Source organism: Streptomyces aureus (assembly GCF_001418135.1).
Classification (GTDB): domain Bacteria; phylum Actinomycetota; class Actinomycetes; order Streptomycetales; family Streptomycetaceae; genus Streptomyces; species Streptomyces aureus_A.
Genome location: NZ_LIPQ01000259.1, coordinates 1 through 12,745, shown reverse-complemented (window position 1 = coordinate 12,745; position 12,745 = coordinate 1). Strand labels below are relative to the sequence as shown.

General features: G+C 72.5%; 5 protein-coding genes. 2 read left to right on the top strand and 3 right to left on the bottom strand.

Going from position 1 to position 12,745, the window contains the following annotated elements; all coding sequences use genetic code 11:
* A partial coding sequence (locus AOK00_RS21645; RefSeq protein WP_173861607.1) for a phosphopantetheine-binding protein occupies positions 1-706 on the bottom strand: 706 nt, incomplete at its 3' end.
* On the bottom strand, positions 703-8,850 hold the full coding sequence (locus tag AOK00_RS21640; RefSeq protein WP_216822259.1) for a non-ribosomal peptide synthetase: 8,148 nt from the start codon (positions 8,848-8,850) through the stop codon (positions 703-705). The genes AOK00_RS21645 and AOK00_RS21640, both read right to left, overlap by 4 nt.
* A 794-nt stretch (positions 8,851-9,644) precedes the next feature.
* Here AOK00_RS21640 and AOK00_RS21635 point away from each other — a divergent pair.
* The gene (locus AOK00_RS21635; protein WP_055601951.1) at positions 9,645-11,069 is read left to right on the top strand and encodes a M1 family metallopeptidase; all 1,425 of its coding nucleotides are present in this window, start codon (positions 9,645-9,647) and stop codon (positions 11,067-11,069) included.
* A gap of 29 nt (positions 11,070-11,098) precedes the next feature.
* The gene (locus tag AOK00_RS21630; RefSeq protein ID WP_055601949.1) at positions 11,099-11,647 is read left to right on the top strand and encodes a GNAT family N-acetyltransferase; all 549 of its coding nucleotides are present in this window, start codon (positions 11,099-11,101) and stop codon (positions 11,645-11,647) included.
* Between the two features lie 291 nt (positions 11,648-11,938).
* Here AOK00_RS21630 and AOK00_RS21625 read toward each other — a convergent pair.
* The coding region (locus tag AOK00_RS21625; protein WP_159041818.1) for a glycoside hydrolase family 1 protein at positions 11,939-12,745 on the bottom strand (807 nt) is incomplete at its 5' end.

The window sequence follows — 12,745 nt, the reverse complement described above, 5'->3', positions numbered from 1 at the left end:
CACGGTGCACGTCCTGGTCCGGCCCGTCGGCGCGGACCAGGACGTGCACCGTGACGGCCGAGCGGTCGAGCAGTTCGCGGAGCAGGAAGGCCCCGGTGTATCCGGTGCCGCCGGTGAGGAGAACCGTGCGGTACGGCCCCGTCGACGCCGGTGCGGCCCCTTCCTCGGGGACGATGTCGGCCGGCAGCACGGCGTCGGCCGCCATGGCCTCGCTCGTGACGCCCCGGGGGTTGCCGGCCCCGGTCACCGTGGGGTCGGCCTGGGAGCTGACCATCCGCGCCAGCTGGGCCACGGTGGGGTCCTCGAACATCCTGCGGAGGTCGAGGCGTACGTCGTAGATCTCCCGCACCTGGGCGGTCATCTGCAGGACCGTCAGGGAGTCGCCTCCCAGGTCGAAGAAGCTGGTCTCCACTCCGACCTTCGGCAGACCGAGGAGGTCCTGCCAGATCCGGGCGAGCTGTGTCTCCACCGGGGTGCGGGGTGCGACGAAGGCGGTCTCGGGGGTCTCCTCGGCCGTCAGCGGAGGCAGGCTCCCCCGGTCCACCTTGCCGTTGGGCAGCTTCGGCAGTTCCGGCAGCACCACGAAGTGCGCCGGGACCATGGCGTCGGGGAGGTGCGTCCTCGCGTAGGCGCGCAGGGAGGAGCGCAGTCCCGCCGCCCAGGCCGAGGTGAGCGGGTCGTTGGCGAGTGGTCGGGGCGCGCTCATTCCGTGTCCTCAGCGTCGTCGTGGGTGGGGATCGGTGCGCCGAACACCGCGTCGAACGTGTCCAGTCGGCCGTCCGGTGGCACCAGGACCCCGACCTGGCGTCCTTGCCCGGCGGCCAGGTCGAACAGCTCCTCCGGGCGGGCTCCGGCCTCGTCGTCCAGGTCCCACAGCAGCCGCTCCAGGTCCCAGCCGGTGGCCGAGCCGTCGGCCTCCTCGAGCGCCCGGACGGCGGCCGCGGTCCGCAGCAGCCTCCGGTTGGGGATGCCCGTCACCACCAGGCCCTCGGTGCTGCCGGCCAGTCGCCGCCGTACGCCGTCGAGACCGCTGCCGAGCGCGTCCCAGGAGAGACGGCACTCGGTCGCGGCGGTCGCCGGCCGGTCGCCGATCAGCAGGGTCACGTCGTAGCGGAAGAGGGAGAGTTCGTTGTCCGCCGTGCCGCGCTTGAGTTCGACCCGGACCTCGCCGACACCGTCGAGGTCGGCGGCGAGCCGGTGGAAGAAGGCCGGGGACAGGCAGAGTTCCCGTTCCTCCTGGAGCCGGCGGGAGACCGCGGAGCGGATCTCCTCGACCGTCTGGAGCGGTCCGGCCCGGTGCAGCGCCACGGCGGTGTGGAACTCGGGCAGCATCTCGACCGAGCGGACGTCGCCGACGAAGACCGCGCCACCGGGCCGTACGGCGCGTACCGCGTCGGTGAGCACGGTGCGCAGGTAGTCGGTCCCGGGGAAGTACTGCGCCACCGAGTTGATCACCACCGTGTCCAGGCTTCCCGGTGCGAGGCGCGCCAGGTACTCGGGCCCGGACTGCTCCAGGTGTACATGTGCGGGGAGCGGTCGTCCCAGGGAGGCGGCCGCGGCGGTGAGCGCGGCGGGCGAGAGGTCCACGCCGTGGTACTCGCCGACCTGGTCGGCCAGGTTCCGCAGGACGAGCCCGACGCCGACGCCGATGTCGGCGAGCGCGGTGGGGCGCAGCGCGCGGATCCGGTCGACGGTGTGCCCCAGCCATTCGCGCATCTCGGGGACGGGGATGGGGTCGCCGGTGTAGCTGCTGAGCCAGCCCGCGAACTCGCCGCCGTCCTGCGGGGAGGCGTCGGACGCGGTGTAGGCGCTCTCCCAGACCTCGCCCCAGCTGCGGACGTGCGCGTCCTGCACCGAGGCGTCGGACAGGGTGTCCGCGGGAGACACGTAGGCCACGAGTTCCGTGCCGTTGGCTCCGTCGACGGCTGTGACGGCGACCGCGTCGAGCCTCGGATGGCGTGAGAGGACGCTCTCCACCTCGTCGGGCTCGACACGGTGACCGAGGATCTTCACCTGCCGGTCGACCCGGCCCAGGAACTCCAGGCTGCCGTCGGCGCGCCGGCGTACCCGGTCACCGGTCCGGTAGAACCGGCCGGTGCCCTCCACGCCGGTGACGAACCGCTCGGCGGTCAGCTCCGGCCGTCCGACGTATCCCGCGGCGACGCCGTCCCCGCCGATCCACAGTTCGCCGGAGACGCCGACGGGGAGGGGCCGGCCGCGGTCGTCGACCACGCGCACCTCGGTGTTGGCGATCGGCCGGCCGATGGAGATGGTGTCGGCCGTCGCGTCCCGGAGCGCGTCCAGTTCGTGCACCGTCGACCAGATCGTCGTCTCGGTGGGGCCGTACATGTTGTGGATCCGTACCTCGGGCAGGGCTTCGAGCAGTCGCCGCGCGAGGCCCGACGGGAAGGCCTCACCGCCGATCAGCAGGGCGCGCAGGCCTCGCAGCGCCTCCAGGGCGGCGGGTTCCGCGGCCACCGCGGTGAGGAGTGAGGGGGTGCCCTGGACGAGGGTGACCCCGTGGCGCTCGCAGAGCTCGGCGAAGGAGTGGGCGCCCTCGGCGACCTCGGTGTCATGGCTGTCACGGAGGCGGTCGACCCAGGTGAGGCTCTCCAGGACGGCCTCGGCCTCGACGCCGAAGTCGACCAGGCACGCGATCTCGTCGACACCGGCGGCGGCCAGCGCGCGGACGAGGTCGACGCAGGTGTCCGGCGACCCGAACAGGCCGGAGGTCTCGAAGTACCGGTTGATCGCCATGTCGATCACCGCGTCGATCTGCTCCTCGGCGCCCATCTCCGGGAGGTCCTTGCCGGTGGAGGCGAAGAGCGTGCGCCACAGCTCGGTGGAGCTGCGGAGGTAGTCGCGGAAGGGCTCGCGCGCCTGCTCCCTGGCCCGCTCCGGGTCGTCCGACATGAAGGTGTGCACCATGACGGTGACCTGTCCGGGCCCGGTGTGCCCGGCGGCCTCTCGGGCCTGCCGGTACGCCTTGATCTTCTCCGCCAGGTCGTCGGGGCTCTGCCCGAACAGATGGGTGAGCAGGTTCGCGCCGGACGCGCCGGCCTTCTCGAAGGTCTGCACGGTGCCGACCGAGGTGAGCCAGACCGGCGGCTCCGCCTGGACGGGGGCGGGGAAGATCCGTACGTCGACGAGTTCGCCGCTGCCGCCGACCCGCTGCACCGGTTCGCCGCGCCACAGCCTGCGGAACTCCGCCAGCTGTTCGGACATCAGCTCCTTGCGTACCGGGAAGTTCTCGGGCCGCAGGACGAAGTCGTTGGAGTTCCAGCCCGCGGCGAACGCGAGGCCGACCCGGCCGTCCGAGAGGTTGTCGACGAGCGCCCACTCCTCCGCGATGCGTACCGCGTCGTGCAGCGGGGAGACGACGCTGCCGCAGCGCAGGGCGACGCGGTCGGTGATGGCGGCCAGCGCGGCGGACATCACCGAGGGGTTGGGGTAGAGGCCGCCGAACTCGTGGAAGTGCCGCTCGGGCGTCCACACCGCCTCGAATCCATGGGTGTCGGCGTACCTGGCGGCGTCGAGGACCAGCTGGTAGCCCTCGCGGTGGGACGCTCCCGCGGACGCGGCGAAGAAGAAGAGGCTGAATCCGAGGGGCCGCTCCCTCGTCTCCGACTGCGGGACGAGTCGGGTGATGACGCGCTCTCCCGCGACGACCACCTTGGCGCCGTGGGTGAGCGGCCACAGCAGTTCGAGGACGGAGATGTCGAAGGAGACGCTGGTGACGGCGAGGACGACGTCCTGACGGTCGCAGCCGACGCGCTCGTCCATGCCGGCGAAGAAGTTGACGGCGTTGCGATGGCGGAGGGCGGTGCCCTTGGGCTTGCCGGTCGAGCCGGATGTGTAGATCACGTACGCCGTGTCGTCGCCGGAGACCCCGACGTCCGGCGGTGTGGCCGGCGCCCGCTCGATGGTCCTCGCGTCCGCGGCGATGTCCACGACACGCGGTGCGGTGATCCCGTCGGGTGTGCCCGGTCCCTTGACCAGACAGCCGATGCCGGAGTCGGCGGCGATGTCCGCGAGCCGTCCGCCGGGGAACGACGGGTCCATCGGCACGTACGCGGCGCCGCTCTTGAGCACCGCGAGGAGAGCGACGACGAGGTCGGCGCCGCGGCGCAGGCTCACGCCGACGAGGTCTCCCCGTCCGACTCCCTGACCGCGCAGATGGTGTGCGAGGCGGTTCGCGCGGGACTCCAGCTCGGCGTAGCTCAGCTCGTCGAAGCGATGGGCGACCGCGACGGCGTCCGGGTGCGCCGACGCCTGGCGCTCGAACCGTCCGTGCACGGTGTCGTCGGGGTCGTACGCGACGGCGGTGTCGTTCCACGCGGCCAGCTGGGCGTGCTCGGCCGGATCCATGAGGTCGACGGAGGTGAGCCGTTCCGACGGCTGCCGGGCCACGGTCGCCAGGGCACGCTCGTAGTAGCCGGTGAGGCGTGCGCAGAACTCCTCGGGCAGGACGGCGAGGTCGCAGTCGAGCCAGAGTTGCAGCCGGCCCAGCTCGGGGTCGATCAGGAAGTTCACGGCCAGGGGGTAGTTGGTCTCGGCGACGCCCACGGTGACGGCCATGAGACCGTCCGCCGACCGGTGCCGGTCGCGGTGGAAGTCCATGAAGTTGACGTAGCTGTCCAGCTGGAGGCCCTCGCCCACGTCGTGCTGCATCTGCGCGAAGGGGTAGCGGCGGTGGGCCGCGGACCGGCGCTCGTGGTCGAAGACCCGTCGCGCGGTGTCCAGGAGGGTGGCGGTGGACACGTCGAGGCGCAGCGGGAGCGTGTTCAGGAAGACGCCGATCGTCTCGTCGCCGCCCTCCTCCTCCAAACGGGCGTTGGCCACGACGCCGGTGAGCACCTCGTCGTCGCCGCTGACCAGCCGCAGCACGGCGAGGTGCGCGGTGGCGAGGAGCGACTTGAGCGGCAGTCCCTCGCGTCCGGCGAGGGCCCGCAGCGCCGCGGCCACCTCGTCGTCGACCGGTACGTCGTAGCGGTGGTTCGCGGCCGGCCGTGCGCCGTCGGGGTGCTCCTGTCCGGTGGTGCGGGACACCAGCCGGGTGGGCTCGGCGCCGCGCAGCAGTCCCGTCCAGTAGTCACGTGCCCGCTCGTCCGCCAGGGCGCGGCGCTCCGCCGCCACGAAGTCCCGGTAGGCCGAGCGGACCGGCGGCAGGCGGAGTTCCTCGCCGGCGAGGCGCGCCCGGTAGTGGTCGACCACCTCTTCCAGCATGCGCATGTCGCTCCACCCGTCGAGGACGACGTGGTGCTCGATCACCGACAGCTCGAACGCCTCGGGACCGCACGGATGCGCCACGAACTTCAGCAGGGGCGCGATCTCCGGGTCGAAGCGGGTGAACTTGGCCGCCTCGACCCAGTCCGTCACGGCCCGCAACCGGGCCTCGTCGTCCAGGCCGGCGAGGTCCAGGCCGGTCTCCAGCGGGATCTCGACGTGGCCGTGGACCAGCTGCAGGGGTTCGGAGAAGCGGGCCAGGTCGAAGGAGCAGCGCAGGGACGGGTGCCGGGCGGCGGTGTCGTCGATCGCGGCCCGCAGGGCGGCCGGGTCGAGGCGGGTCGCCACGCGTGCGCTGGTCACCACCCGGTACACGGAGGAGTCCTCGGCGTAGGCCGCGTGGTAGAGCATGCCCGCCTGCATGGCACTGAGCGGGTAGGCGTCGTCGAGCCCGTCCGGGAGGAGCAGCCGGTCCGCCGCGGAGAGCAGCCCGAAGGGTACGCGGTCGGCGGCGGCCTCACGCTCGACCAACGGCCTTACTATGCGGGCGAGTTCGCGAATGGAAGGCCCTTGGAGCAGGTCGGCGACCTCGAAGGTACGGCCTTCCCGCTCGACCTCCGCCCGGACCTGGATGGCGTGCATGGAGTCGCCGCCGAGGACGAAGAACGAGTCGTCCACGCCGATCTCGTCGACGCCCAGGACCGTGCGCCACGCCCGGTGGAGCAGGCTCTCCTCGGCGGTCCGCGGCTGCGTCACGGTGCGGACCGGCCGTGTGTCCGGCATCGGCAGCGCCTTGCGGTCCAGTTTGCCGTTGGACAGCAGGGGCAGGGCGTCGAGGGTGACGAAGTGCGCCGGGGCCATGTAGGCGGGCAGGCGCTCCCGCAGCCACTCCAGGAGCTCGGCCGGTTCCGGCGCGGCACCGTCGGGCACGACGTGGGCGATGAGCCGGCGCAGGCCGTCGTCGCCGAGGGGCGCCGTGACCACTGCCTGCTCGACGGCCGGGTGTGCGAGCAGCGCGGACTCGATCTCGCCTGGTTCGATGCGGAATCCGTGCACCTTCACCTGATGGTCGAGGCGCCCGCGGTAGAGGACGACCCCGTCCTCGCGGCGCACGGCGAGGTCTCCGGTGCGGTACAGCCTGCCGGGGCCGAAGGGGTTGTCGACGAAGCTCGCGGCGGTGAGCTCCGGCCGGTTGAGGTATCCGGAGGCGACCTGGACGCCGCCGATGTGCAGCTCGCCCGCGATTCCGTGGGGCAGCGGGCGCCCCTCCCGGTCCAGGACGTACAGGCTGGTGTTGGCGACCGGCCGCCCGATGGGCACCGGCCTGTGGGCGTCCTCCGGGGTGCACCGCCAGTGGGTGACGTCGATGGACGCCTCGGTCGGCCCGTACAGGTTGTGCAGTTCGGGGCCGGCACCGTACCGCTCGAAGAACCGGCCCACGGTCTCGGAGCGCAGGGCCTCGCCGCTGCAGACGACACGGCGCAGGGCCGGCAGGTCCCGGCTCGCGGGTTCCGCGAGGAAGAGGTCCAGCATCGAGGGGACGAAGTGCACCGTGGTGACCCCGTGCCTGCGGATGACGTCGGCGAGCGCCCGCGGGTCGCGCTGGGCGCCGGGGGCCGCCAGGTGGAGCACGGCGCCGGTGAGCAGGGGCCAGAAGAACTCCCAGACCGAGACGTCGAAGGTGAAGGGCGTCTTCTGCAGGACGCGGTCGTCCGCGCCGAGGCCGTACTCCTCCTGCATCCACAGGAGCCGGTTGACCACGCCGCGGTGCGGTACGGCGACGCCCTTGGGCCGACCGGTCGACCCCGAGGTGTAGATGACGTACGCGGTGTCCTCGGGCGTGGCCGTGCGCGGAAGCGGACCGGGCTCGGACGGCGTGGGCGGCAGCGAGTCGACGGCGATGACCGCGACCCCGGCGCCGGCGAGCCTCCCGGCGAGGTCCGATCGCGTCAGGACGATCCGCGCTCCGGAGTCCTCGATCTGGAACACCACCCGCGAGGTGGGGAGTTCGGGGTCCAGCGGCAGATAGGCCGCCCCGGACATCAGGACGGCGAGCAGCTCCACCACCAGGTCCGGCGAACGCTCGTCGTACACGCCCACCACCTGGCCCGCCGCCACCCCGTGGGAGCGGAGGCGGGCGGCGAGGTTCCGGGCCCGGCCCACGAGCTCGCGGTAGGTCAGGGAGCCGTCCCCGGTCTCCGCGGCGACGGCGTCCGGCGTCCGGTCGGCCTGCTCCTCGATCAGTTCGTGGAGGGGCCGGGTGAGGTCGAAGTCCCGTGCGTGGGCGTCGGCTTCCGACGCCACCAGCGCACGCTCGGAGGGAGTCAGCACCTCGATCTCCCCCACGGGCACCTGCGCGTCCGCCCGTACGAGGGTCGCCAGGAAGGCGGCGAACCGGTCGCGGTGCGCGGTCACGGTCGCGGCGTCGTGCAGTTCCGGGTTGGGGTCGAACGACATGTGGAGGTCCGCGCCGTCAGCGCCACCGAAGAACTCGATCGAGAGGTCGCGCACCGGCCCTGAGGACAACTGCCGTACGGTGCCCTGGAGTTCGGCGAAGCGCAGCCGCCCGTCGAACGACACCACGTTCACGACGACACCCGAGGACTCCTCGGCCGCACCGGTGCGCCTGAGCTCACGCCGCAGGACCTCGCCACGGAACCGCTGGTGCGCGAGCACCTCACCGGCCTGTGCCGCGACGTGCTGGACGAGCTCGTGGAACGGCATGTCGGAGCGTACGGACAGCCGCAGCGGAAGGACGTTCGCGAGCATGCCGGGCGTGGTCAGCGCGGTGCGCGTCGTCCGGGCCCGCACCGGGAGTCCGACGACGATCTCGTCCCGCTGGGTGATCCGGTGCAGATACGCGGCAGTCGCCGCCAGTACGACGACCGCCCACGGTGTCCCGTGCGCGGCGGCCGTCTCGTCGATCCGCTCGACCCGCACGGGGGGCTGGAACCGCTCGGCCGGCCGGGACGTTCCGGCCGCTCGGTCACTCAGGCTGATGCGCTCGGGCCAGTCGGCCGCGCCGCCCAGCCAGTAGGCGCGGTCGCTGTCCTGGGCCGCCGACGCCCGGTACCCGGCTTCCTCGTCGAGGAGATCGCGGAGTGTGCCCGCGGTCCTCTCGCGGACCGGCGTGCCCTGCTCGAGCGCGGTGTAGATCTGCGCGAGCCTGCGCCAGTGGAGGACCTGGCCGTATCCGTCCAGCACGATGTGGTGGTAACGGAGGTGGAAGAGGAAATGGTCCGGGGCCAGTCGCAGCAGCGTGTGGGTGAACAACGCGTCCTTCGCGAGGTCGACCGGAGTGGCCAGGTCCGACCGCGCCCACTCCTCCGCGGCGCCCGCGGGATCGTTCTCCCCGCTGAAATCCCTGATGTGGAGCGGGGCGTCGACATCGGCCGGCCACTGCCACGGGTGGCCCTTCTCATCAGCAACGAACCGGACGCGTAAGGCATCGGCCTCGCCGACGGCCCGCCGGACCGCCTCGGCCAGTTTGCCCTCGTCCAGACGCCCCCGGATCTCGACGTGTCCCCCGCAGTTGTGGAGGGCGCCTCCGGTGTCCATCTGGTGGGCCATCCACACTTCGTGCTGCGCGGTGGACACGGGTAAGCGCCCGGCGAAACTGTTCACGAGTCACTCCGTCTTTCGGTTCCAAGAGGGCGCACGCCTCCTGCCGCCCCGCCGCACGACGACGTGGGCGGGGCGGGGCAGAGCAGGGCAGGAGCGCTGCGCACCCAGTGCTTGCGGCCTGTGGAGACTGTGGCGACGCGGGCCGCCTTCGGCGAGCCGCGAGAGCTCGGTGAGAGCCGCTACGTCCGGCGGCGTGCGGAAGGCGCCGACCCGGGCCGGCTACGCGTGAACATAGATATCCCCCGATATCCCTGTGTGTGCCACATGGTGGCACTCCCCGTTGACCCGGCACCCAAGACGCCGGGCTGACGTCACGCTCGAAGACCCGTTCTTCTGACAGGTTCCCGAGCACGACCGGTCCCCAGCCAGCCATAGACCACAAGTCATGTCAAGCCGTTGCGTTCGCGAATCAACGCCGGTCACGTCTGGCGTTTACCCAGCCATCAAGGGGACTTGGCCATTCCATTGCGAAACATCGACCGCGACGGGAAGCGTGACAGCGGAAGGTCACCTCGGCTCGGCGCGTCCGCACAGCAGGTGACGTTAAAGGTTGCGTCAAACGGTGGCGGCGGCGATGGCGACGGCGGGTACGCGCGGGTGGCCGCGTGGACGCGGATCCGATGGCGGCCCAAGGTCGCGCGGGCCCGACCACGGCGGTGCGCCCGCGCCCGGCCACGACGGTGCGCGCGTACCCGCCCACGGCGGTGCGGCTACGCCCGACCACGATGGCGCGCCCTCCGGCGTCACCCCGGAACACACCCTTCCGGGCGTACTCACGTTCTAGCGTGCTTGTCATGACCTCGTTCAGGTTTTGGCGGGCGCCCCGCCTCGTCCTCGTAGCCGCCCTGTTCCTCGCCCTCGCAGCCGTCCTCTCGCTCGCCCCTCGGCCGGCCGTGGCACAGGCCCCGGCGGACCCCACGGATTCGGCGGCCCCCCGGCCGGCGGCGACACCGGACCGCCCCTCGTACGACGTGGCACTGCGCGCCGACGACGACGGCTCGCGCTGGACCGGCCGCCAGACGGTGTCCTTCCGCAACGCCGCCCGCACGCCGCTGCGTTCGGTGGACGTACGGCTGTGGGGCAACGGCACCGACGGCTGCGGGACCCCGGGCAGTCCGTCCCCGGTCCGGGTGAGCGGGGTCGCGGGCGGCACACCGCGGCCGCTCGCCGTGGGCTGCACCGCGCTGCGGATCGATCTGCCGGCGCCCCTGCCGCACGGGGCACGCGCGAGCGTCTCCTTCGACGTCTCCATCACCGTCCCGGACCGCGTCCACCGCTTCGGCAAGGACGGCGCGTACCGCTATCTCGGCAACGCGCTGCCGCTGCTGTCCGTGCGCGACGCGCAGGGCCGGCACCTCGACCCGGACGTCGGTTTCGGCGAGAGCTTCCACTCGCTTGCCGGTGACTTCCGGGTCGCCCTCGACCACCCGAGCCCGCTCGTCGTCCCCGCGACGGGCACCACCACCCGGCGCGCGGGCGCGCCCGGCCGCACGGTCAGCACCAGCGTCGCGCGCGGGGTACGGGACTTCGTGTGGGCGGCGGGCCCCTTCGCGTCGAAGACGGTGACCACGCCCGGTGGGGTCCGGCTGAACGCGTACTGGACCGCCACCACGTCCCCCGAGGGCGTCGCCACCGATCTCCGGGACGCCGTCGGCTCGGTCGACGAGTTCGGCAAGCGCTTCGGGCGCTACCCGTACGGCGAGCTGGACCTCGTCATGAGCGACAACCTCGACGACTTCGGCAGCATGGAGTTCCCCGGCCTCGTCCTGTTGTGGACCGAACCCGAGGGGTCCGCCGTCGTCCACGAGATCGCCCACCAGTGGTTCTACGGCATCGTCGGCAACGACCAGTTCGCCTCGCCCTGGCTCGACGAGTCCTTCGCCCAGTACGCGAACGAGCTCTACTACCGCCTCGACACCACCACCTGCTGGGACGACCAGGGCATGTGGCCCAGCGACACGGCCGCCCTCACCCGGTCCATGGCCTACTACGCGGACGGTCGCCGCTCGGAGTACGTCCGGGTCGTCTACCGGCGCGGCTCCTGTGCCCTGCACGACCTGGAGCGCGTCCTCGGCGGCCCGGAGATGGCGGGCATGCTGCGCGGCTACGCAGCGGACCACTGGCTGGGTGTCGCCACCACCGCGGACTTCAAGCGCGCGGCCCAGGCGGCGACCCCGAAGGACCTCGGCCCGTTCTGGACGGAGCACAGGATCCACTGACCGCCGGGGTGCGGGGATAACGTTGGCCCATGATCACCCATCCGTCACGGGTCGCACTGCACCCGCTCACCCTCGCCGACCAGGAAGAGTTCTGCTCGCTCGTGCGCGCCAGCTCCGAGCTGCACGGGCCCTGGATGCAACTGCCCGCCACCGCTGAGGAGTTCCGGACCTGGATGCGTCGTTTCGACGACGGATCCAACCGGGGCCTGCTGATCCGTGTCCGGGAGACGGGAGCGGCCGCCGGCATGGTCAACATCAACTCGATCATCCGGGGCCGCTACCAGGGCGCGTCCCTCGGCTATGCGGCCTTCGCCCCGTCCGCCGGGCGCGGCTACATGACCGAGGGACTCACGGCCGTCCTGGAGTACGCGTTCACGGAGCTGCGGCTCCACCGCCTGGAGGCCAACATCCAGCCGGGCAACAAGGCCTCCCTGGCGGTGGTCCGGCGGCTGGGCTTCCGCTACGAGGGCCTCTCCCCCGACTACCTCTACATCGACGGGGGCTGGCGGGACCACGAACGCTGGGCCGTCACCGCACCGGCCCCCTGGACACCCGATCCGTCCCTTCCCGAGGTCTGAGGGCCGGGGCCGAGGTCCCCCACCGGGCCGCCCGGCTTCGCCCCTCGCCCGTCTGCCACCGGGGGCCGGCGTGAGACCCGGAGGGGGCGCGGGTCGGCACGCCCGCGCTGATCGGCGTGCCGTGGTCGCAGGGGACCGAGCGGATGCGGCGTACCGGGACCGCCCCCGGGAGTGCCAGGGCGCCCGCGGGGGCGTACAGGGCCGGGTGGCCGCCGAAGTGGGTGACGACCGGGGCCGCGATCACGGCGGGCCGGGTCGGCGGCGGTTCATCCGCCGCCGTCCCCCGGCGGTTCATCCGCCGCTCCTGATCAGGTCGCGGTACCAGGCGAACGACTCCTTGGGCGTCCGCGCCAGCGTCTCGTAGTCGACGTGGACGAGCCCGAAGCGCTGCCGGTACCCCTCCGCCCACTCGAAGTTGTCGAGGATCGACCAGATGAAGTAGCCGCGGACGTCGGCGCCCTCGGCCATCGCCTCGTGCAGCGCGCGCACATGGCCGTCGTGGTACGCGACCCGGCGGGCGTCGTCGACGCGCCCCGTCTCGGGGTCCGGCCCGTCACCGTACGAGCAGCCGTTCTCCGTGATGTAGACGGGCGGCAGCCGGTCGCCGTAGCGCTCGCGCATGATGGCGAGGAGTTCGCGCAGTCCGTCCGGGACCACCGGCCAGCCGAAGTCGGTGAGTTCGCGTCCTTCGATCTGCCGGACGGCGAAGGGGAGGTCCGGCGGGATCTCGATGCCGCCGAAGGAGGAGCCGGTGTCGGCCGCCGCGGCGGCGGTCGGCCGCGGGGCGCCGACCCGCATCGGGTTGTAGTAGTTGATCCCGTACCAGTCGAGGGGTGCCGAGATCGTCCTGAGGTCCTCCGCGACGGGGCCGGGGAGCAGCGAGGCCAGGCCCGCCGGGTAGGTGCCGGTCAGGACGGGGTCGGCGAAGAGGCGGTTCGTGAGGGTGTCGTAGAGCTCGGCGGCCGCCCGGTCGTCGTCGCTGTCGCCGGCGGTCCAGACGGGGCTGTGGGAGGCGGCGATGCCGATCTCTCGGGCGCCCGCGGCGCGCAGGGCCTGCACGCCGAGGCCGTGGGCGAGGAGTTGGTGGTGGGCCACGGG